Origin of the sequence: Streptomyces vastus (assembly GCF_039532825.1) — a bacterium.
GTDB lineage: Bacteria > Actinomycetota > Actinomycetes > Streptomycetales > Streptomycetaceae > Streptomyces > Streptomyces vastus.
The window spans coordinates 28,481-50,689 of the sequence record NZ_BAAASJ010000044.1; the positions used below are offsets into that span (position 1 = coordinate 28,481).

Here is a 22,209-nt window from a genome sequence, read left to right on the forward strand (position 1 = left end):
CATGACCAGCGCCCATGACCACCCGAACGGCATGGACACCCTGCACGGCCTGTTCGAACGCCAGGCCGTGGCGACCCCGGAGGCGGTCGCCGTCGTCCAGGAGGGCACCGTGCTCACGTACGCCGAGCTCAGCGAGGCGGCCTGCCGCCTCGCCGAGCGGCTGCGCGAACGCGGCGCCCGTCGGGGCGGCAGCGTCGGTGTTCTCCTCGACCGCTCTCCCGAGCTCGTCGTCGCGCTGTTGGCGGTGCTGAAGTCCGGTGCCGCGTACATCGGGCTGGAGACGGCCTATCCGCCCCGCCGGCTCGGCGTCATGCTCGACAACGCCGGCGCCGCCCTGGTGGTCACCCGCACGGATCTCGCCGACCGGGTCCCCACCGACGCCTGCCCTGTGGTGCTGGTCGACGAGCGCGCCGGCTCCCGCCCCGGTGGCGGCCTCCCCCGCACATCCGCGCGTCCCGGGGACCTGGCGTACATCATGTACACCTCCGGTTCGACCGGGAGGCCCAAGGGCGTCATGGTCGAACACCGCTGTGTGACCGCCTTCCTCGCCGGAATCGGCAGCCGTGTCGGCTTCGGACCGGAGACCCGGACTCTGCAGTTCGCCGGGATCACCTTCGACGCGACCATCGGGGAGATCTTCGGGCCGCTGACCAACGGGGGCGCGGTGGTGCTCCCGCCGCCGGGCGCCGACCTGATCGGCCCCGGGCTGGCACGGCTGCTCGAACAGGAGCGCGTCACAACGGCGTTCCTGCCCCCCTCGGTACTCGGGGTGCTGCCGGACGCGGAACTGCCCGACCTGCGCACCCTGGTGGTCGGCGGTGAGGTGGTCCCCCCGGAAGTCGTCGAACGCTGGGGCCGGGGACGGGACTTCCACGTCGCCTACGGCCCCACCGAGACGACCTTGATCGTCACCACGAGCGATCGGCGGCTGCCGGACCGGCCGCCGCCCATCGGCCACCCGCTCCCCGGTGTGGAGGCCTACGTCCTGGACGCCGACCTCTGGCCGGTCGCACCCGGGACGGTGGGTGAACTCTTCCTGGGCGGCCCGACGGTGAGCCGCGGCTATCTGGGCCAGCCGGGGCTGACCGCCGATCTCTTCGTCCCGCATCCCTTCGCCGAGCAGCCGGGCGCCCGGCTCTACCGGACGGGCGACCTCGCGCGCGTGCTGCCCGACGGTCAGCTCGAGTTCGCCGGCCGGACCGACGACCAGGTGAAGATCCGCGGTGTCCGGATCGAACCGGCCGAGGTGGAGCGGGTGATGTCCACTCTTCCCGGCGTGCGCCAGTGCGCGGTGGTCGCCCGCGGTGACGGCGCCGACGCCCGGCTGGTCGCGTTCGTCTGCGGCAGCCGTCTCTCGGCCGCCCGGCTTCGCCGCGAAGCCGCCGCCGCACTGCCGTCGACGATGGTTCCTTCGCTGTTCGTGCCGCTCGCGGCGCTGCCCATGCAGACACACGGAGGCAAAGTCGACCGCGCAGTGCTGCGGACGCTGGAACTCGACCCCCGCCTGGACGGCACGCCCTTCGAGGAACCCTCGGACGACCTCGAACGCGCCCTGGCCGCCATCTGGGAGGACGTGCTCGGCGTGCGGCCCGTGGGCCGAGCCGACGGCTTCACCCGGCTGGGCGGCAGCTCCCTGCAGGCCGCCCGTGTGCTCACCAGGATCGTGGCCGACCTCGGGGCCCGGCCGACCCTGCGGGAGTTCCACGCGGCCGAGTCACTGGCCGCCCTCGCCGCCCTGATCCGCGCCGGGGACGCCGGACGGGCGTCCTTCCCCGAGGTCACGTCGTCGGACGCGCCCCGCGTCCCGGCGCCGGGGCAGCGCCGGCTCTGGTTCCTGTCCCACCTGAATCCCGCCGCCGCCCCCGCCTACAACGTGCCCTCCGCGCTACGGCTGCACGGTCCCCTGGACACGGCCGCCCTCGACAGGGCGCTCGTGGCGCTCGTCGACCGCCACGACGTGCTGCGGTCGGCCTTCGGACTCGTCGACGGCAACCTGGTCGTGTCCCAGACCGCCGTGGACCGCACGGTGCTGAGAGTGGCCGACGCGGCCGGACGTCCGGCCGATGAGGTCCTGGCGGAGGCCGCGGCCGAGGCCGCGCGCCCCTTCGACCTCGCCCGTGCGCCGCTGGTGCGGGCCACCCTGTACGCGTTCGCACCGGACGACCATCTGTTCGTGATCGTGGCGCACCATCTGGTCACCGACGGATGGTCGCAGAATGTCTTCGACCGCGATCTGGCCCTGCTCTACGCCCGGGAAACCGGGGCGGGCACTCCTCCCGGTCCGCCCGCGCTCCGGTACGCCGACTTTGCGCGCTGGCACGACACGCTCGCCCGGTCCGGTGCGCTGGAGTCCGGCCTCGTGTACTGGAGCCAGGCGCTGAGAGGTGCTCCCACCCGCATCGAGCTGCCCGCGGACCGGCCCCGGCCGCCGGTCCAGACCCACACGGGCGGCCGGGTCACCACGACGCTGACCGCGGACCGGGCGGCCGCCGTCGCCGCCTTGGCCACCGCCGAGAACGCCACCCCGTTCGCCGTGTACCTGGCGGCGTTCGGCGCGCTGCTACGCGTCGTCGGCGCGGGGGACGACATGGTGGTGGCCGCGCCGACGGCCGGGCGGCCGAGCCTGGAGACGGAGGACCTGGTCGGCTTCTTCACCAACACCGTGCTGCTCCGCCTGCGCCCGGACGGCCGGCAGACCTTCCGCTCGTTCCTCCGGGAGGCCCGGGACCTCACGATGGACGCGCACGAGCACCAGTACGTTCCTCTCGATGCCGTCGTGGCCCGGGTCGCGCCCGACCGCGACCTGTCCAGGCAGCCGATCGCGCAGGTGGCGTTCGCCTACCAGGGGCCGCTGCGGCCGCAGGCCGCACTGCCGGGGCTCGACGTCGAGCCGGTCGCCCTCGACAACGGCACCGCGAAGTTCGACCTCACCCTCGAGCTCGACGAACTGCCCCAGGGCGTCAGGATCACGGTGGAGTACAGCGCCGACCTGTTCGAGCGCACCACGGCCCAGCGGCTCCTGGACTGGTACACACGGCTTCTGGACGCGGCCGTGGCCGCACCCGGCGCCCCGCTGGGCACCCTGCGGTCCACCACCGAGGCCGAACGCGCAGTGATCCTCCCCGTGCGGACCTCCGGCCCCGAGGGCTGTCTGCACGAGCTCTTCTCCGCCCAGGCCGGCCGTACCCCGGGCCGGGTGGCCGTCAGCGACGACCGGACCCGTCTCACCTACCGGGAGCTGGACCTGGCGTCCAACCGGCTGGCGCACCGGTTGCGTGCCCACGGTGCGCGACCGGAGACCCTGGTCGGAATCTGCCTCGACCGCGGGGCCGACATCGCCGTCGCGATCCTGGCTGTGCTCAAGGCGGGCGCGGGCTACCTGCCGCTCGACCCCGGCTACCCACCGGACCGTCTCGCTCGGACCGTCGAGGACTCCGGCTGCCGCACGGTCGTCGGACATCGCCGGTACGCGGACCTGGCACCCGGGGCCGACTTCGTCGACGTCGCCGACGCGTACGACAGCACCGCGCCGGACACCCCGCCGGACAGCGGCGCGGGCCCGGAGAACACCGCCTACGTCATCTACACCTCCGGCTCGACCGGACGCCCGAAGGGCGTGGTGGTGACGCATGCCAACGTGTCCCGGCTCTTCGCCGTCACCGCCGCGGACTTCGGGTTCGGGCGCGAGGACACCTGGTCGCTGTTCCACTCCTTCGCCTTCGACTTCTCCGTGTGGGAGCTGTGGGGAGCGCTGCTGCACGGCGGCCGAGTCGTGGTCGTCCCCTACGCCCTGAGCAGGGATCCCGAGGGGTTCTGGGAGCTGCTTCGGAAGGAGCGGGTCACCGTCCTCAGCCAGACACCGTCGGCCTTCCGGCAGCTCGCCGCGGTCGCCGCCGACCGCGGCCATCCGGCTACGGACCTGCGCCTGGTCGTCTTCGGCGGGGAGGCGCTCGAACCCGCCAGACTGCGCGACTGGCTGGCGCACTACGGCGACCGGACCCCACGCCTCGTCAACATGTACGGGATCACCGAGACGACCGTCCATGTAACGCTCCGGCCCCTCGACGCCGCGGATGCCGAGGCGGCGGGCAGCCCCATCGGCGGCCCGCTCGCCGACCTCGGGCTGGCCCTGCTCGGCGCCGACCTCGAACCGGTCCCGGTCGGAGTGCAGGGCGAGTTGTACGTGAGCGGCGCGGGGGTCTCCCGCGGCTACCTGGGGCGGCCCGGTCTCACCGCGGAGCGATTCCTGCCCGATCCCTTCACCGGTACCGGCACCAGGATGTACCGGACCGGCGACCTCGCGATACTCCGCCCGGACGGCGAGGTCGTGTTCTGCGGGCGCGCCGACCAGCAGGTGCAACTGCGCGGCTTCCGGATCGAGCCGGGGGAGATCGAGGCGACACTGCTCGCCGATCCGGAGGTCCGTTCGGCGGCCGTGGTGGTGCGGGCCGACCGGGATGAAACGGAACGGCTCGTCGGCTACGTCGTACCGACGCCCGGCGCGCGGCCGGACGTCGCCGCGTTGCGCCGACGGCTCGCCGAGCGGCTGCCCGCGCACATGGTGCCCGCCGCGCTGGTCACCCTGGACAGGCTGCCGCTCACCGTGAACGGCAAGCTCGACCGGGCCGCGCTGCCCGCCCCGGACGCGGTGCGACCCGCGGCGGTGCGACCGGACGCGTCCGCCGCCGCCACGTTGTCCGGCATCTGGGCGGACGTGCTCGGCATCGAGCGGGTCGGCGAGGACGACGACTTCTTCGTGCTCGGCGGTGACTCCATGCACGCCGTCCAGGTCGTGGCGGCCTCGCGGGCCGCCGGACTGCCGATGACGGTAGCTGACCTCTTCACCTATCCGACGGTCGCCGAGCTGGTGGGGTCGGTCCTCGGCGGAGGCGACGTGGCCCGCACGGAGGCCGACGGAGCCGGGGCGGGCGGGGAGCCGGCCGGAGAGCCGGCGCACCACCTGTCCGACGGCACGGCGGACGGGCTGGTGGACGCCTACCCCGCCGCGACGCTGCAGACCGGGATCATCTACGAGTACGAGATCCGCGACGATCCGACCCTCTACCACGACCTGAGTACCGTCCGCCTCGCCGGGCCGCTCGACCCCGCGGCACTGGGCGACGTACTGAACACCGTCTCGGCCCGGCACGACCTGTTGCGCACCTCGTTCGACCTGCTGCAAGACGACGGGCCGGTCCTACGGGTGCACAAGGAGGCTCCGATCCCCCTGACGGTGGTTGGGGCGCCGGTCGGGCCGACGGGCGACCATGCGGCGGTCGTGCGTGACTGGTGGATGCCGAACTGGCACGAATGGTTCGACCTGACCCGGCCTCCGCTGGCCCGGTGCCATGCACTGGACCACGGCGACGGCTCGTGGACGCTGGCGCTGTCGGTGCATCACGCGGTGATGGACGGATGGAGCCTCGCGGTCTTCCTCACCGAGGTCGTGCGGGCCTACGACCTGCGGCTCTCCGGGAGCGGTGCGGGCATCACCGAACCGTCGCGAGCGGGCGGTTACCGCGACTTCGTGGCGCTCGAACAGCGGACGGCGACCGATCCCGGCGCCGCGGAGTTCTTCACGGCGATGCTGAAGGGACACGTTCCGGCGCCGGCGGTGACGGCCCGGGAGCGGCCCGCCTCGGACCCGTCGGCCGATCCCGACGCCGACGTCCGGCGGGTGCTCGACCCCGAGGTACTGCGGAGCGCGCGGGCGGCGGCCGCGCGGCTGGCGGTGCCGGTCAAGAGCGTCTTCCTCGCCGCGCACCTGCGGGCGCTGGCCCAGCTGAACGGCTGCGACGACGTCGTGACCGGTCTGACCGTCAACGGCCGCGCCGAGACGGACAGCGCGGACCGGCTGATCGGCATGTTCGTCAACAGCGTGCCGCTGCGCGTCGAAACCGCGGACGCGGCGGGCTTCAGCGACGTGGTCGCCGCGGCCTGGGCCGCGGAACGCAAGGTCACGCCCTATCGCAGGTTCCCCCTGGCCACGCTGCGGGGTGCGCTCGGCTCGGCACCGTTCGACGTGCTGTTCAACTACGCCGACTTCCACACCTACGACTCCCTCGCGGACCTCCGGCACATCCGGCCGCTGGAGTTCTGGTACTCGGACCGCAACGACTTCCCGATGACCGTCACGATCGCACGGCGGCCGCTCTCGGAGAAACGGGAGTTGATGGTCCGGGTGCGGCCGGACCTCGCCGACGAAGGGCTCGCCGGCCGCATGGCCGATCTCGTGCTCGCGTCGATCAGTGACGGGGTCGCGGACCTCGAAGGGCGGACAGTGCGATGACCAAGGACCTCGGCGAGCTGCTCGACGGGCTCACTCCGCAGCAGCGCAGACTGCTCCAGGCCAGGCTCGCCCAGCGAGGCACCGCCTCCGCACCGGCCCCTGGGACCGGTGACAGGGACGCGCTGCCCCTGTCGCCCGCACAGGAGCGGCTGTGGCTGGCCGACCAGCTCTCGCCCGGCCGGTCGGTGCCGGTGACGTTCGCGGTTCGGCTGACCGGTCCGCTGGACCGGTCCGTTCTGCACGCGGCGACAGGGGACGTCGTCGCCCGCCAGTCGGCGCTGAGAACGGTGTTCCGCAAGACGCCCGACGGGCCTCGCCAGATCGTTCTCGACTCGTTCCTGCCGCCCATGCCCGTGGTCGCCGTGGAGGCGAGGGCGGGAGAGCCGGCCGGACCGGACTCGCCGGCCCTCGCGCGGCTGGTCGCCGAGCGGGCCCGGCCGGTGTTCGACCTGACCGCCGCTCCTCCGGTGGGCGTGACCCTGTTCGAGCTGGGCCCGGACGAGCACCTGCTGCTGGTCTGCGCCCACCACATAGTCATCGACGGCTGGTCCACCGAGGTCTTCCTGGGCGACCTGGTCGCCTGCTACGCCCGCCGCAAGGGCGAGGACGCCGAACTGCCCGGACTCCGGCTGCGGTTCGCCGACCATGCCGCGGCCGAGCGGGAGGCCGCCACCGATGAACGGCTCGCGTCGCAGTTCGCCTACTGGCGCGAGCGGCTGGCCGACGCCCCGGCCCTCTCGACCGTTCCGGAGGACCGGCCCCGCCCGTCCCTGCAGAGCGGCCGGGGCGCCCACACGGAGTTCGCTCTCGCCGCCGACGTGACCGACCGTCTGGTGGCGGTGGCCCGGCGGGCCGGAGTCACCCTCAACAACGCCGTCAGCGCGGCCTTCGCGGCGCTGGTCCAGCAGGCCACCGGACAGGACGACGTGCTGTTCGGCACGCCGGTCGCGCGGAGGAGCCGGACAGAGCTCGAACCGCTCGTCGGCTGCTTCGCGGACACGCTGGTGACCCGTGTCGAGCTGTCCGGCAGTCCGTCGGGCGAAGAACTGATGCGCCGGGTCCAGCGGTCGGCCGCCGCTGCCGCGGCGCACCAGGACGTGCCCTTCGCCACGCTCGTGCGGGAGCTCGCGCCCACCCGGCGGCCCGCGTACAACCCGCTGTTCCAGATCATGCTCAGCGTCAGTGAGATCGGCTCGACGGAGCCCCGCGAGGCGGGCGGCGTCACGTTCACGCCCGAGCGCGTCGAGACCGGCACCACCGACTTCGACATGTTCCTGACGCTGCGCCGCACGGCCACCGGGCTGACCGGCCACCTCGGGTACAGCACCGACCTCTACCTGGACGAGACCGCCCGGCACATCGTTGACGACCTGGCCGCCGTACTGACCGGGCTCGCCGAGACGCCCCACCTGCCGATCGCCGAACTGGTGCCGGTGCGCCGCCGCACGGTCCAGGTCGCCGCGTCGTTCACTGCCGAGTCGATGGGCGAGACGATGCGGTTCTGGTCCGGTTTCTCGCGCGTTCCGTTCCACACCCGGTTCGCGCCCTACGGCCAGCTCCTCCAGCAGCTCCTTGGCGGCGACGCGGGCGACGGGCAGGTCGTCCTGCTGCGCTGGGAGGACTGGTCCCGCCACCGGCCGGGCCGCTCCTCGGCGGACCACCTCGCCGGAGTGGTCGACGAACTGCTCGCGGGTGTCGCCTCCTTCCGATCCCGGACGAACACGCCGCTGCTGGTGATGGTCTGCCCGTCCCGGGAGGGGACCGACTTCGGCGCGGCGGACGAGCGGCTGGCCCGGGGCCTGGCCAAGGTGCCCGGCGTCGAGGTGACATGGCCCGAGGAGTTCGCCGCCGGGCTGGGCGTCACGGAGATCACCGACCCCGCCGCCGACGCGTTCGGGCACGTCCCGTACACCGAGGAGTTCTTCGCCGCGCTTGGCACGCTCGCCGTCCGGCAGATGCACGCCGCATGGCGGGCAGCGCCGCCGGGGCCCGAACGCGCGGACCACACGGCCGCTCATCTCGCCACCGCGGCGCAGATCCTGGAGTCGGCGAGGCGCCCCGCGGAGCCCGCCGCGGAAGTGGATCCGCAGGAGTACGTGGAGCCGCGGACGGAGACGGAGAAGCGGCTGGTGGCGCTGTGGGCCGATCAGCTCGGCGTCGACACGGTCGGCACGCACAGCAACTTCTTCGCCCTGGGCGGGCACTCGCTGCTGGCCACCAGGGTGCTGGCCCAGGTGCACCGGGAGTTCGGCGTGACCGTGCCGTTCCACGAGTTCTACGCCGACCCCGTGATCACGGCGCAGGCCCGCGCGATCGACCTGGCCCGCTCCTCGGAGAACGAGGCCGCACCGGAGCCCGGTGGCCACCCGGCGGTCGTCCCGGTGCCGCGGGACCGACCCGTCGAGCCGACTCCGACGCAGCGGCGGATGTGGGCGCTCGCGCAACTCGGCACCACCTCCGCGGCGGTCACCTTCGCGGCCACCCTGACCGGGCCTCTCGACGAGGCGGCGCTGCGCGGCGCGGTGGACGACGTCGTACAGCGGCACGAGGGCCTGCGCACAACCTTCGGCAGCGAACAGGGCCGCCCCGTCCTGGTCGTCCACGACCGGCTCGACTGCTGGTGGCCCACCGAACGGACGGACGACGTCAGCGGCCGGCCGGACGAGGCGGCCGCGGCGATCCGGGAGCACGCGGCGCAGCCGTACGACCTGGGGACGGGGCCGCTGCTGCGGGTACGGCTCCTCAAGGACGGCCCCGACCGGCATCACCTGTTGATCGGCATGCACCACATCGCCTGCGACGACGGATCCTGGCACCTCTTCCTGACGGACCTGTCCGCCGCCTACCGGGCCAGGCTGGGTCTGGGCGAGCCGCTGTCCCGGCTGCCCGTTCAGATGACGGACTACGCGGTGTGGGAGCGCAACCGGCTGGCCGGCGAAGCCGCTCAGGCCGACTCGGCCTACTGGGCGGACCGTCTGCGGGATGCGCCGCCACGGCTGGAACTGGCCCGCGCCCGCGACGGCGGGAGCGCGTCGGCGGTGGGGGCGACCGGTGCGGTAACCCGGCCGCTCCGCGGTGACCTGGGCGCCCGTGCCGAGGAGCTCGCCCGGGTGTGCGGCGTCAGCACGTTCGTCGTGCTGCTCACTGCGTACGCGCTGGTGCTGGGCGAGGAGAGCCGCAGAGGGGACGTCGTGCTCGGTATGCCCTCAGGGGGCCGGGACCGCCCCGAACTGCAGGGCCTTGTCGGCCGCTTCGCCAACCTGCTGCCGCTCCGCCTGGACCTGTCGGGGGCGCCGACGTCGCGGGCGCTGCTGCGCCGCGTGCACGAGGCGGTGCTGAGCTCGCAGCGGCATCGAGGCCTGCCGTTCGCTCGGATCGTCGAGGCGGTCCGGCCACCGCGCGACCCCTCGTACCATCCGGTCTTCCAGCATGCGTTCAACGTGGTGGAGGAGCCGTCGGTCGGCCTCGACCTGCCGGAGGTGTCCGTACGGACGCACGACGTGCCGGTGGCGGCCACTGCGTTCGAGTTCTTCCTCCATCTGCGCCGGCGGGACGGAGCACTGGAGGCGGATGTCGAATACGACACCACCAGGCTCGGCGGGGACGTGGTCGACGATCTGCTCTCCCGCTTCGAGTCGGTCGTTGCGCAGATGAGCGACGCCCCCGACGGCGCCGTCCCCGGGCCACCGCTGCCGGAGCCCGCCCGCGCCGGCTCGCGCACCACCGTGCCGAGGCTGACCATCGCCACGACCTGCGAGGCCGAGCCGATCCGCGGGGAGACCGAGCGACTGCTGGCACGCCTCGACGGCAAGCCCGGCCTCGCGATCACCTCCCGCGTGTTCGGCACCCTGCTCGACCCCGCCGGCGCCTTCGCGGCCGGGTCCGAAGGGCTCAACGTGGTGGTGCTGCGCTGGGCCGATCTGATCGGGGCACCGGTGCCCGGACGGCTGGGCGCGCTCGTCCGTCGCCTGGATGACGCGGTGACCGACTTTGTGGCGGCGGTCCGGGCGTACCGGTCCGGATCGAGCCGTCCGCTGGTGGTGCTGCCCCGAGCCTCGGAGGGCCTGCTCCAGCCCCGTCTGGAGGCCCGCCTGGACGCCCGGCTGCAGGTGGAGCTCGCCGCGCTCCCCGGGACGGAGGTGCTGACCGGTCCGTTCCGGGCATCGGTCGGCGAGACGGCCGTGCGGCGGCTGCACCAGGCCTTCCGCGTCCCCCCGGTGAAGTGGGTGGTCACCACGGCGACCGGCTGGTCGCGGGCCGACCTGGTCCGGCTGGCCGCGCTGCAGCACGGCTACGGCCGCCGCCTCGTCGTCTGCGTGCCGCCCGGCACCGAGGCTCCGGGCCGGCTCGGCGATGACCAAGGTGTCCGAATGATTGATGGTGACGTGGACATGTCGCTGGCTACGCTCACCGCCATGGACGGGACCGGATCGGCCGAGTACGCGGTGCTGCTTCCCGAAGGAGACGATCCCTGGGCCGACGTGGCAAGCCGGTGGGAGCTGGATCCGCCGATGACGACGTCCGACCGGTCACCGGCGGTGCCGCTGACCTTGTCGGAACAGACGGGCGAAGGGCCCCGCGACGACCGGGAACTGGCGTTGGCGCACATCTGGGCCGACCTGTTGCGCCTGGATGTCGCCCGGATCGGCGTCCACGACGACTTCTTCGTCCTCGGCGGCGACTCGATGCTCGCCATCCAGGCGGCCCACCGGGCGACCCGGGCCGGTGTCCCCATCACCGCCGGGCAGTTCATCGCCCGTCCCACGATCGCCGAGCAGGCGGATCGTCACCGGCGGCCCGCCGCCGACGTGACCGAAGAACAATCCCCAGAGGGAAGGACATGAGTCACCTGTGAAACGCGCCTCGGGTTTCACCGGGTTCACCGTGATGTGGGCCGGCCAGATGCTTTCATCGGTCGGCACCCGGATGACCAACTTCGCCATCGGTATCCGTGTCTACGAAGACACGCACTCGGCCCTCAACGTGACTCTGCTCTCGTTCGTCGCCTTTGGTGCGACCGTTGTCTTCTCGCCCATCGCGGGGGCACTGATCGACCGGTGGAACCGCCGCGTCACGATCATCGCCTCGGACGTGGGCGCGGGAGTCGTGACCCTGCTGCTGCTCCTCGTCTACCTGTTCGGGGACCCACAGCTCTGGCAGTTGTACGCGGTGAACTTCCTGACCGGAGCGTTCCTCGCGTTCCAGGTCCCCGCGTACGGCGCCACCATCACCCTGATGATCGAGAAGGGTGGCTACACCCGGGCCAACGCGATGATGACGATGCTGCGGGCGGCGCCGTACGTGGTCGCCCCCGCCCTGGCCGCGCCCCTGGTGTCGGCGATCGGGATCTCCTCGGTCCTCGCCGTCGATGTGCTCTCGTGTGTGCTGGCGGTCGCCGCGGTGTTCGCCGTCACCCTGCCGGCCACCCCTGCCCGCGACCACACCACGGCGGCGGCGTCCGGGTTCCGGCGCGAGATAGGCACGGCCTTCAGCTACATCGCGCGCCGGCCACCGCTGGTCGGACTCCTGGGCATCATGCTCTCGATCAGCTTCCTGTCCGCGTTCGGCTGGGTGCTCTTCCCGCCGCTGGTCCTCGCCCGTACCGACGACTCGGCCAGTGCGCTGGGCATCGTCCAGGCCATCGGGGCGATCGGCGGCACGGGGGCGGGCATCTGGCTGGCCATGCTCAAACCCACCGACAAGAAGATCTTCCGCATGCTCGTCGCGATCCTCGTCCTGGCCATTCCGGGGCGGATCTTCTTCGGCTTCGACGGCATCTGGATCTGGTCGATCGCGCTGTTCCTCGGCTGGGGAGCCCTCCCCTTCATCGACGGCTACAACCAGAGCATCTGGCAGGAGAAGACCCCGCCCCATCTCCAAGGGCGCATCTTCGCCGCCGTCCAGATGACCGAGAACATCGCGAGCCCCCTCGCCTATCTCTCCGCCGGAGTGCTCGCCGACCAGGTCTTCGAACCCGCCATGCGGTCGGACGGGTGGCTCGCCCCGGTCTTCGGTCCCGTCACCGGCACCGGACCGGGCAGCGGGATCGCCGTCCTGTTCATCGTGTCCGGCATGGCCGCGGTCGTCCTCGCCGTCATCGGCTTCCTCACGCCCACCATCCGGAACGCGGAGGCCCTGCTGCCGGACGGAGGCGGCGAGACGGCGCCCGCGGCGCAGACGTCCGACACCGCACGTGCCACCTGAGCCACCCCTGGAAGGAGACATCCATGACCGACACCGACTCGGCCGCCCCCGCCTACCGGGTGGTCGTGAACGACGAGGGCCAGTACTCCGTCTGGCCGGACCACAAGGAGAACCCCCCGGGCTGGCACGACGCCGGGAAGACGGCGGGCAAGCAGGAGTGCCTCGCCCACATCGAGGAGGTGTGGACGGACATGCGTCCACGGTCCGTCCGAGAGGCCGCGTCCGACGCCTCTCCGCTGGTCCGGCTCATCGCCGAGGTCCTGGAGACTGACCCGGCGGACATCGACGATGAGGCCGGGCCGGGCAGGTCCGGCGAGTGGACGAGTCTCAAGCACGTCCAGCTCGTCATCGCGCTGGAGCACACCTTCGGCATTTCGTTGTCGCAGGCCGAGATCCGCGGCCTGACCTCCGTCGCAGCCATCCGGGGCACGCTGCGGGCCAAGAACGTGCTCGCCTGACCGGAAGCGTCCGGCTCGCCCACCGCAGACACCGGGAGAGAACGAGTAGATGACCGACGACCTGGCGACGACGGCCCTCGCAACGCCGCCGGACGGCGCCGACCGCCTCCAGCCACCGGTGGACGCCGACCTGGCGACGATGTTGCTGATCCGACACTTCGAGCTCGCCCTCCTGGAGCTGTTCGCGCGGGGTGAGCTGCACGGCACCACACACACCTGCCTGGGACAGGAGTACGTCCCGGTCGCGCTGACACCCCTGCTGGACGAGCGGGACTACGTCTTCAGCAACCACCGCGGCCACGGCCACTACATCGCAAGGTACGGCGACCCCGCCGGCCTGCTCGCGGAGATCATGGGGCGGGAGGGCGCCGTCTGCAACGGCGTCGGCGGCAGCCAGCACGTTCTGCGCGACCGCTACCTGTCCACCGGCGTGCAGGGGGAGAGCCTGCCGGTCGCCGTCGGCGTCGCCCTCCACCTCAAGCGGCACGAGCCGGGAGCCCTCGCCCTCACCTATGTCGGCGACGGCACCTGGGGCGAGGGCGCCGTCTACGAGGCGCTCAACCTGGCGGCGCTGTGGCGGCTTCCGCTCCTCGTCGTCGTCGAGAACAACGGCATCGCCCAGTCGACCCCCACCGGCGCGCAGATGGCGGGCACGATCCAGGCTCGCGCCGCCGCGTTCGGCATCGCCCACCTGCGCGTCGAGAGCGCCGACCTGACCGGGATACGCACCGCGGCGGCGCCGCTCCTCGAGCAGGTGCGGGCCGACGCTCCGCTGGTCCTGGAGTTCGTCACGCACCGGCTCGGTCCGCACAGCAAGGGCGACGACACCCGGACGGACGCGGAACTGCGGCGGGTGCGCGCTGCCGACTGGCACGCACGGTACCGGGAGGCGCTCGGGGAGCGCTTCGCGGAGGCCGACGCGGTCGCGGCGGCACGGATCGCCCGGCTGGTGGACGAGGTGGCCGCGAGGCCCGCGTCGGTCTGGAGCGCGGCGTGAACGGGCGGCCGGAACGAGTGGTGGAGAACCTCAACAGCGCGCTGCACGAGCGCATGCGGGCCGACTCCCGGCTCTACGTGCTCGGCGAGGACATCACCGACCCCTACGGCGGGGCGTTCAAGGTGACCCGCGGACTGTCGCAGGCTCATCCGGACCGGGTGATCACCACGCCGATCAGCGAGAACGGCATCGTCGGCGTCGCCGCCGGACTCGCCATGACCGGGGACGCGGCGATCGTCGAGATCATGTTCGGCGACTTCGCCGGCCTCGCGTTCGACCAGGTGCTCAATTTCGCCAGCAAGTCCGTGTCCATGTACGGGCGGCCGCACCCCATGCGCCTGATGGTGCGCTGTCCGTCCGGCGGAGGCCGCGGCTACGGTCCGACGCACAGCCAGACCCTGCTGAAGCACTTCATCGGGATCCCCGGACTGTCGCTGTTCGAGCTGTCACCGTTCCATGACAACCGGACGGTGCTGGCGCACATGATGGCACTCGGCGAACCCTGCGTGTTCATCGAGGACAAGGTGCTCTACACCCGCCGGACGGCCGCGGACGGCCGGGTGGACGACCTGTTCGACTACGACTTCCTCGGTGCGCGGGACATCGCACCCGCGCATGTGTACGCGGACGCCGACGCAGACGTGGACTGCCTCGTCATCGCGCCCGGCGGCATGGCGGAGCGCGCCCTGGCCGCCATGCGCGACCTGCTGCTGCGCCACGAGATCAATTGCCGGCTCGTGGTCCCCTCCCGGCTCTACCCGGTGGAGACCGAGGCGCTGCTGAGCGCGGCGCGGCGCGCGTCGCACGTCTGCGTCGTCGAGGAGAGCACGGCGGGCGGGACCTGGGGTGCGGAAGTCGCGCACGTCCTGCACGAGCGCTTGTGGGGGCGGCTGAGCCGGCCCGTCCGGCTCGTCCACTCGGCCGACAGCGTCATCCCGGCGGCCGTCCACCTGGAACGCGAGGTCTTGGTCCAGGCCGACACGATCCGCGACGCCGTGCTGGCGGACCTGCGGGGCGAAAGGAGCCCGGTGTGATCGACATCGAGGTGCCGAAGTTCAACAGCAACGACACCGCCTACGTGCTCGTCGAATGGCTCGCGGAGGACGGGCAGCAGCTGAAGGAGGGCGATCCGGTCGCCGTGATCGAGACCTCGAAGGCGGCCGACGAGCTGGCTTGCGAGCACGACGGCGTCCTGCAGAGGCTGGTCGCCGCCCCGGCCGACTGCGGCCAGGGAGACGTCATCGCCCACCTCTTCGCGTCGGAGGCGGACCGGCAGGAGTTCCTGGCGGGCCGGAACGAGAAGCCCGCGCCCGGATCCGTGGACGAGGCCGCCGAACGGCTCCCCACGCTCACCGAGCCCGCGCGTCTCCTGGCCGAACAGCACGGCATCGAGCCGGCCGCCCTGGCCCGGCTGGGCCTCAGGGTCGTCCGCGAGGCCGACGTACGCCGACTGCTGAGCGAGGCGCCGCAGGACGGCGGGGGGAGAACGCACACCCCGAACCGGGTGCAGCGCGCGGTGGCCGCGGCGGTCTCCCAGTCCCATCGGGAGATCCCGGCCGCGTTCACCGCCGTCGTCGTCACCGTCGACTCCGCCCTGGCCACCGCCAGGGAGCTGTCGGAGCGGACGGGAGCGCTCATCGGGCTTCCCGAGCTGCTCGTGGCCGTGCTCGGCGGCCTGCCCGGGCGGTTCCCCCTCTGTTACGGCACCCCCACCACCGAGGACACGCTGCTGCTGCCCGAAGCGGCACACGTCGGTGTCACCGTCGACGTCGGGCAGGGGCTCTCCGCGCCGGTGGTGAAGAACGCGGGCGAACGGACGCTCGCCGACATCTCCGGCCTGCTGATGGACTACCGCATCAAGGCCATGAGGGAGGCCTTCCAGACGGACGATCTGGGAGGCGCCAACATCCTTCTGTCCCTGAACAGCGACGAGGACATCCTGCTCGCCCAGCCCATCGTCTTCCCGGGCCAGACATGCGCGGTGTCGCTGGCCGGTGTCCGCCGCGAGGCCGTGTTCGCCGCCGACGGCACCGTCACCCCACGCTCCGTGGCTGTCGTCGGGCTCGCGTACGACCACCGGTTCGTCAACGGCAGCACCGCGGTGGAGTTCCTGAAGGCGGTCAAGGAGGCGCTCGAGTCGCCCGCCGCGCTCGGCGTTCGTGACGAGGAGGCAGGTTCCGATGCCGTCGACCGCTGAGCGGGACGCCCCGGCCGCCCAGGCAGCCGCCGTGCGGACGCGCCGCCGGAGCCTGCCGGTGGCCCCGGCCGCTCTGACCGTGGGGCTGCTGGCCTCCTACACGATCGACCCGATCGAGCCGTATCTGTACGTGGCGCTCGCCGACGCGGATCTGGTTCCCGAGATCGTCGTCGGGCCGTACAACCAGATCATGCCCGAGTGTCTCGACGACCGCGGGCAGCTGGCCCGGCTCGACCCCGACGTGCTGGTCGTCGCCCCTCGCTGGGAAGAGATGCCGGACGGCGAGGAGGAGGGCGAGCTTCTGCGGGTCGCGGACGCCGCGCTGGCGGCGACCGACCGGAGGGGGACATGCCTGGTGTTCGTGCTCCCCGCCCTTCCGCAGTCGAGGGGCGGCGTGGCCGATGCCGGGCGACCCGACGGGGTCGCCGCGGCCGCCACGGCGGCCAGACAGCGGCTGCGGGACCGGCTCGCGGGCCACTCCCATGTGCTGGTCGCCGACGCGGAGGAGGCCGTGCGCGATGTCGGGGCGCTGCGTGCCCACCACCCCGCCCTCTACGCGTTCGCCCGCATCCCCTACACCGAGGAGGTGTTCTGGCGGCTCGGGCTGGGCGTCGCCCGGCTGCTGCGGGCCCGCTTCGGCGGCGTTCCCCGCGCCATGGTCCTCGGCGGTGATCTCGTGACGCAGGCGTACGCGGAGGTCCTCCGCGACCCGCTGCTTCGGCTCGGTGAGGCCGGAATGCGCCTCGCCGTGACCGCGCCGGAGGACCGGGACACGTTCCTGGAGGCGCTGACCGGCGACTGGGCTGCGCTGGCGCCGTACCTGGTCGGCGAGTGGACGGCGGGAGTGGGCACCGAGCCGTTGCGCGCGGTGACCGGAGGCCTCGGACCGAGCCTGCTGCTGACCGCGGACCCCGCACTGGCGGGCGCGGCCGAGGCGGTGGACGGACTGGAGCCGGTGCTCCTCGGCTCGGCCCCCGAGTCCTGGCCGGCCGAGCTGCAGGAGGCCGGCGTCTTCGACAGGCCTCTCGGAGGCCGGCCCGGTTCGGACGGTGCAGCCCTCCCGGCGCCTTCGGGGGAGTCCGCTCGGACGCTGTCGCTGGAGGACTTCGTGGCCGGCCTGGACGTCTCGGTCACCTTCGACGAGCCGGGTGAGGCCGTGCACCCGGAGGCGAGCGAGTTGCTGGTGCGGGCCAAGGACTTCGTGCTCGGACCAGTGCCCGAGGGGTTCGAGCCCGCCCGCTTCGCCGGTGGAGGCGACCGGCTGCTGCTCACCGCCGACGTGCGCGACCGGTTCGGCGACTACGGTCTGGGGGCGGTGGCCGCGCTGGAGTTCTCTGCCGGGGTCTGCCGCGTTGAGGTGTTCTCGGTGTCGTGCCCTGTGATGGGCCGTGGCGTCGAGCCGCTCGTCCTCGAGGAGATCGTGAAGATCACGGGGCGCCGCGGCTGCGACGCGGTCGAACTCGTCCTGACCCCCACCGGGCGCAACGGCGTCGCGCTCGAGTTCGCCGCCGAGGCCCAGGAGCGCACGTGGGAGGACGGCGGCGGCCGCACCGTTACCGTGCAGGCGGTGCAACGGTGATGGTGAGCCGCAGACCGCTCACCCCTTTGCTGTGGCAGTTCGGTGGCGCCGGTGATCCGGGGGGCGTGACCTTCGTGCTCGCCCCGTTCGCCGCGGGCAGCGCGTACTCGCTCGCCGATCTGCCGCCCCGGCTGGTGCGGCCGGGCGACACCGCGCTGGTGATCCAGTACCCGGGACGCGGGCCCCGTATCACCGAGCCGCACGCCTCCAGCCTCTCTGAGCTGGCGGAGGAGGCCGCCCGTGACATCGTCCGGCACAGCACCGGCCCGCTGGTCCTGGCCGGTCACAGCCTGGGCGGCGTTCTGTGCTACGAGATCGCCTCACTGCTGACGGCGATGGGCCGGGCGCCGGCGTGGGTGGTCGTCTCGGCGGCCCGCCCCCCCGACCGCAACCGTATCGACGCGGGGAAGGTGCTCTCGATGGGGCGCGAGGAATGGCTCGCCGAGATCGCCGAGGGCGTGGTCGCGATGGGACCGCCGGCCGAGGCGGAGGAATTCGCCGAACTCGTGATTCCGGTTATGCGGGCCGACTACCTGATGCTTGCCCGATACCGGCCCCGGCACGGCCCTCTTTCGGTTCCTCTGCTCGCGCTCGGCGGGGTGGACGACCCGTGGGTGACCGACGACCATCTCGCGGCTTGGCAGGCCTGGACGGTCGGCGACTTCGGGCGCAGGACATTGCCCGGTGGCCACTTTTACTATCGTGAACAACTCGCCGAGTTCTGCGGCGCAATACGGAGCCTCGATCCACCGCGTGAATTCTGATCACGGGCGTCGGGCGGGTTCCGGGTGTGTTCTCGGAATGCGGGCAGCGGCGATCGCCGGGTGGCCGTCCGGTGCGGGGTCTCCGAGGTCTTTCGGGTCGTGGGCGGGCAGGGCGGTCGTGTAGGTCAGGTGACCATGCGCTGTCCGGTCGCCATCCACAGCTCGGTGAAGTCGTCCTGCCAGCGTCAGTGTTGGGGCAGGTGGAGGGTGAGGCGGCGGGCGCCGGCGGCGATCCGGGCGGGGATGTGGATCAGGTGGCGTCGGATGGTGCCGGTCCGTGCCCTGGCGTGGAAAACGGAGGCGAGGTGGCCGGCGGCCCGAGTGAGGTTGTAGGCGGTGGCGGCGAGGGTGAGCCAGGCGGCGTTCGCGGTGAACTTCCCCGACGGCAGGTGGGCAAGCGCGGAGTCTTCCAGGTCGGCGAAGACCTGCTCGACCTGGGAGTGTTCACGGTGCATGGGTTCGGCCTGGGCCAGGACGAACGGGCTGTCGGTGAAGATGACGTGGTGACGCCAGACACCGAACAGCTCGGCCTGCCCCTGGGGCACGCTCTTGGGGTTGAGGCGTTTCACGCGGCGCACGATGATGAGCCGGGCGGTGGTGTGCATCCGCGACATCCGGCTGCTGGAGCATCAGCGGCCGGTCTTCGGCGCCCTCGCCTCTCACTCCACCGTGTGGCGGGCGCTGAAAGAGGCCGACGAGCAGGGACTTTCCCGGATCGAGCAGGCCCGTGTGTCGGTGCGGCGTCGCGTGTACGCACTCCTCCGCGACCGGCCCGGGGTTTTCCCGGGGTGGAGGTCGAAGGGGTGCCGCTGACCGGCTGGACCGTGATCGACAGCGACGGGACGCTGATCCCGGCACCGCGGAGAAGGAGGGAGCCCACGGCACCTACAAGGGCTTCCTCGGACATCATGTGTTCGTCGCCACCTGTGACAACACCGGCGAACAGCTGGCTGCGACCCTGCACCCGGGCAACGTCAGCGCCAACGACGCCGAGGTGAACATCGACATCCTGACCCGGGCGGTGGCCCAACTGCCCTGGTGGCGGCGCCAGAAGATCCTCCTCGCTCTGCCGCACCCCACCTGACCAGAACGAACGATCACATCGAGCACCGAGAGGGGGGCCACCAGCAGGCTCCCGGGCCCGTGGAAGTCGGCGTCATCCGACACGTCAGCCGACGCGCACCCCTGACTGGCACCGTCACCGGACAGGAATCAACGCGACATCACGGACGCAAGATCAACCGACTGCCGCTGTGAAACAACGAGGCCGGCGCAGAGCGCACCGCTCGGCCAGTCGGATCGTCGGGACCAGCCCGGCATGCGCGATCAGGTCCGGGTCGTCGAACGCGGCGAACAGCGTCGCCGGGCTATGGGAGACTCTCACTTACGAGGTGCCTTGCTTCTGGGACTGATGAGGGCGTAGGAACTCCCATCATCCGAGGTCAGCGGGCACCTCTTCCTATTTCTCCGTCCACAGGCCGATCATCACGCGGTGGATCGAAGCGATATGAACCCCTCTGGAAAGAGGTGGGCGCCTAATGCGGTCGCGAGATTTCAGTTATCACTTATATGGGCCCCCAAATTCCGTTATATTTAAAGCAAAAAGCGGCTAGGTGCATGTATAGTTTCAGATCATGATCACTCATGGTGTCGGCGCTTTTTCGCGTAGTTATGTCCGGATTCTCGGTTCAGTCGGCATCTTTGCCGGAGGTCTGCCGGTTCCCCTGGCTCGGCGCAAGCAGCGCCTTCTGCTCGCGTTACTTGCCTTGGAGTCCAACAAGCCTGTTTCCTTCTCACGCATCGTCAGCATCCTTTGGCCTGCCGATATGCCCGCCGGTGTCCGCAATCAGGTTCACGTCCACATATCTGCCCTCCGTCGGGCGTTGGCGGAGATCTCCGGGAGAGAGGAGTGCCTGGACAGGAGGCACGACGGATACGTGCTCAACGTTCCGCCCGTCCACGTGGATGTGCACAGCTTCGAGCAGGCGGTGGCCGAGAGTGAGCGCGCATCGGCGGCCGGCCGCCTGGCCGAGGCCCATCGCATCCTGTGTGCCGCGCTCGACCTGTGGCACGGGACACCTCTCGACGGCCTGGACGGGGGGGTGTTCGCCCTGTCGGAGTCGGCTCGGCTGCAAGAGCGCCGGCAGATGATCCTCGAACGGCGACTGGACCTCGATCTGGCCATGGGCAGACATGCCGAAGCCCTGGCCGAACTGGCCGGGCTGGTGGCCGCCGATCCGCTGCACCAGGGCTTCCAGCGCCGTCGCATACTCGCTCTCTACTGCTGTGAGCGCACCGCCCAGGCCCTGTCCGCATGCCGTGTGGCACGCCGTCTGCTCGTCGACGAGCTGGGCATCGAAGCGGGCGAACAGATCGACTCGCTGGAGCTGGCCCTCCTGCGCGGCGTGCGGGCGGAACAGCTGGTGGCCGAGGCCGTCGGCTGTGGATAGCCGCGTAGGCCGGTCACGGCTCGTGACCGGCCTACGTCACTGGCGCGCGGGCTACTCCGGCTTGCGTGCTGAGAGGGTCCATGTCAGCGGGATCGGGTCGCCGGGCAGACGCCAGAACCCCTCCTCCTCGTCGCGGACCATGGAGGCGAGGCGCTGCCGGCAGTCGACCGGCACCTCGGTGAACGTCTCGATCTGCAGACCCGCCTGGATCAGCGCCGTGAAGACGGTGGAGAGGGTCCAGGGCCAGGCGTACTGCTGGTACGGATCGATCTCCCGCGCCTCCTCGTACGCGTCTCCGTAGGTGAGGCTGACCTCGTACTCCCGGACACCGCTCTTGAACAGCTCCGAGCGGAGCCGCAGCTCACCGTCGACCTCCGCGAACGCGCCGAGGATCGGGTGGATCTCCACGATGTGGAAGACGCCACCGGGCTTGAGGAAGTGAGCGATGATCTTGGCCCAGCCGGAAAGGTCCGGCAGGAGGTTGAGCACGCCGTAGTCGGTGTAGACGATGTCGAAGGAGCTCTTCAGCACCTCGGGCAGGTCGTAGATGTTGGAGTGGACGAAGTTGATGTTGTCCACGTTCAGGCCTTTGGCCAGGTCACGGCCTATCTCGAGGGCCTGGTCGGCGAAGTCCACCGCGGTGACGTTGGCGCCCCGCCGGGCCCAGGAGATGGCGTTCAGCCCGATGTGGCACTGCAGGTGCAGGAAGTCCTTGCCGGATACGTCACCGAGCGCCTCCAGCTCCAGCGAGCGTAGACTGCTCTTCCCGGCCCGAAAGGTGTCCAGGTCGTAGTAGGACGAGTCGATGTGTGCCAGGGCTCGCCGGTTCCAGCCTTGCTGGTTGCTCTGCATGCGGTCGCGGTCAGTGGCGGTGTCCAAGGGAGGCCTCTCTTCGATGTGATGGCCAGCGTCGGTGATGCGTCCTGCCGCCGATCCTCTCCGCGACCGCTGACTCGGTGCTGAAGTGAACCGTTCCGGGCCCGGTTCAGGCACACCAGACGGCGCCCACGCACCCGGCCCCGTGAGACGCACGAGGCCCTGGTGACGGCCAGACTCCACAGACCACCGAGGAATGGCAGGAACGCTACAAGCACCGGGCGGGGATCGAGGGGACTGTCGTTGGTTCCCGGACCTTGATCGGCTACACCGCTCGGCGGCGCTCGGCGGGTCATCCTCGCGTCCACCGCCGACCGGCTTCTGCCCCGGCGCACCCTGCTGATCCAGTGGAAGCGCAGGCAAGGCGGGGTCGTCTTTCCGGTCCTGGATCACAG

14 protein-coding genes and 1 pseudogene are annotated in these 22,209 nt (G+C 71.6%); 13 read left to right on the forward strand and 2 right to left on the reverse strand.

From position 1 onward, the window contains the following. The first annotated feature begins 1 nt into the window (after position 1). Genes ABD357_RS22740 through ABD357_RS22780 form a run of 9 tightly spaced genes read left to right on the forward strand, consistent with a single transcriptional unit; the run spans position 2 to position 18,488 of the window. Positions 2-6,289 (forward strand): amino acid adenylation domain-containing protein, encoded by a 6,288-nt coding sequence (locus ABD357_RS22740; protein ID WP_344392471.1) that lies wholly within the window; start codon positions 2-4, stop codon positions 6,287-6,289. After that, positions 6,286-11,133, forward strand: coding sequence for a condensation domain-containing protein (locus tag ABD357_RS22745; RefSeq protein WP_344392472.1), 4,848 nt, complete (start codon positions 6,286-6,288; stop codon positions 11,131-11,133). Before ABD357_RS22740 ends, ABD357_RS22745 begins: the two co-directional genes overlap by 4 nt. A gap of 7 nt (positions 11,134-11,140) precedes the next feature. Next, a complete protein-coding gene (locus ABD357_RS22750) occupies positions 11,141-12,493 on the forward strand; it encodes an MFS transporter (protein WP_344392474.1) in 1,353 nt (450 codons plus the stop codon). A 23-nt stretch (positions 12,494-12,516) separates the two neighbouring features. Beyond that, on the forward strand, positions 12,517-12,951 hold the full coding sequence (locus ABD357_RS44785) for an MbtH family NRPS accessory protein (protein WP_425584963.1): 435 nt from the start codon (positions 12,517-12,519) through the stop codon (positions 12,949-12,951). Positions 12,952-13,000: 49 nt separating this feature from the next. Then, positions 13,001-13,948 carry a thiamine pyrophosphate-dependent dehydrogenase E1 component subunit alpha gene (locus tag ABD357_RS22760; protein ID WP_344392476.1) on the forward strand — a complete coding sequence of 316 codons (948 nt, stop codon included), beginning with the start codon at positions 13,001-13,003 and terminating at the stop codon, positions 13,946-13,948. Beyond that, a complete protein-coding gene (locus ABD357_RS22765; protein ID WP_344392478.1) occupies positions 13,945-14,982 on the forward strand; it encodes an alpha-ketoacid dehydrogenase subunit beta in 1,038 nt (345 codons plus the stop codon). The genes ABD357_RS22760 and ABD357_RS22765 overlap by 4 nt, the downstream gene beginning before the upstream one ends. Next, on the forward strand, positions 14,979-16,145 hold the full coding sequence (locus ABD357_RS22770; RefSeq protein ID WP_344392479.1) for a 2-oxo acid dehydrogenase subunit E2: 1,167 nt from the start codon (positions 14,979-14,981) through the stop codon (positions 16,143-16,145). The genes ABD357_RS22765 and ABD357_RS22770 overlap by 4 nt, the downstream gene beginning before the upstream one ends. Then, positions 16,129-17,724: a hypothetical protein gene (locus tag ABD357_RS22775; RefSeq protein WP_344392480.1), complete on the forward strand. Its 1,596-nt coding sequence runs from the start codon at positions 16,129-16,131 to the stop codon at positions 17,722-17,724. Before ABD357_RS22770 ends, ABD357_RS22775 begins: the two co-directional genes overlap by 17 nt. Beyond that, positions 17,724-18,488, forward strand: coding sequence for a thioesterase II family protein (locus ABD357_RS22780; protein ID WP_344392481.1), 765 nt, complete (start codon positions 17,724-17,726; stop codon positions 18,486-18,488). The genes ABD357_RS22775 and ABD357_RS22780 overlap by 1 nt, the downstream gene beginning before the upstream one ends. A 185-nt stretch (positions 18,489-18,673) precedes the next feature. On the opposite strand, the gene ABD357_RS22785 is transcribed toward ABD357_RS22780, so the two are convergent. Next, the gene (locus tag ABD357_RS22785; protein WP_344392483.1) at positions 18,674-19,057 is read right to left on the reverse strand and encodes a transposase; all 384 of its coding nucleotides are present in this window, start codon (positions 19,055-19,057) and stop codon (positions 18,674-18,676) included. Here ABD357_RS22785 and ABD357_RS22790 point away from each other — a divergent pair. The 4 genes and pseudogenes from ABD357_RS22790 (at position 19,044) to ABD357_RS22800 (ending at position 20,938) form a co-directional block, all read left to right on the forward strand. Further along, positions 19,044-19,301, forward strand: coding sequence for a hypothetical protein (locus tag ABD357_RS22790; protein ID WP_344392484.1), 258 nt, complete (start codon positions 19,044-19,046; stop codon positions 19,299-19,301). The genes ABD357_RS22785 and ABD357_RS22790 overlap by 14 nt on opposite strands. A 97-nt stretch (positions 19,302-19,398) precedes the next feature. Further along, positions 19,399-19,572, forward strand: a complete 174-nt coding sequence (locus ABD357_RS22795) for a hypothetical protein (protein WP_344392485.1) — start codon at positions 19,399-19,401, stop codon at positions 19,570-19,572. 550 nt (positions 19,573-20,122) lie between these two features. Beyond that, positions 20,123-20,416, forward strand: a pseudogene (locus ABD357_RS44790) (AfsR/SARP family transcriptional regulator); the annotation flags it as partial. Positions 20,417-20,425: 9 nt separating this feature from the next. Further along, positions 20,426-20,938 (forward strand): AfsR/SARP family transcriptional regulator, encoded by a 513-nt coding sequence (locus ABD357_RS22800; protein ID WP_344392487.1) that lies wholly within the window; start codon positions 20,426-20,428, stop codon positions 20,936-20,938. A gap of 51 nt (positions 20,939-20,989) precedes the next feature. Here ABD357_RS22800 and ABD357_RS22805 read toward each other — a convergent pair whose 3' ends face one another. Then, the gene (locus tag ABD357_RS22805) at positions 20,990-21,817 is read right to left on the reverse strand and encodes a class I SAM-dependent methyltransferase (protein WP_344392489.1); all 828 of its coding nucleotides are present in this window, start codon (positions 21,815-21,817) and stop codon (positions 20,990-20,992) included. Positions 21,818-22,209 lie beyond the last annotated feature (392 nt).

Coding starts and splice junctions, on each gene's coding strand:
- ABD357_RS22740 (WP_344392471.1), top strand. CDS start 2: ATGACCAGCGCCCATGACCACCCGAACGGCATGGACACCCTGCACGGC.
- ABD357_RS22745 (WP_344392472.1), top strand. CDS start 6,286: ATGACCAAGGACCTCGGCGAGCTGCTCGACGGGCTCACTCCGCAGCAG.
- ABD357_RS44785 (WP_425584963.1), top strand. CDS start 12,517: ATGACCGACACCGACTCGGCCGCCCCCGCCTACCGGGTGGTCGTGAAC.
- ABD357_RS22760 (WP_344392476.1), top strand. CDS start 13,001: ATGACCGACGACCTGGCGACGACGGCCCTCGCAACGCCGCCGGACGGC.
- ABD357_RS22775 (WP_344392480.1), top strand. CDS start 16,129: ATGCCGTCGACCGCTGAGCGGGACGCCCCGGCCGCCCAGGCAGCCGCC.
- ABD357_RS22780 (WP_344392481.1), top strand. CDS start 17,724: ATGGTGAGCCGCAGACCGCTCACCCCTTTGCTGTGGCAGTTCGGTGGC.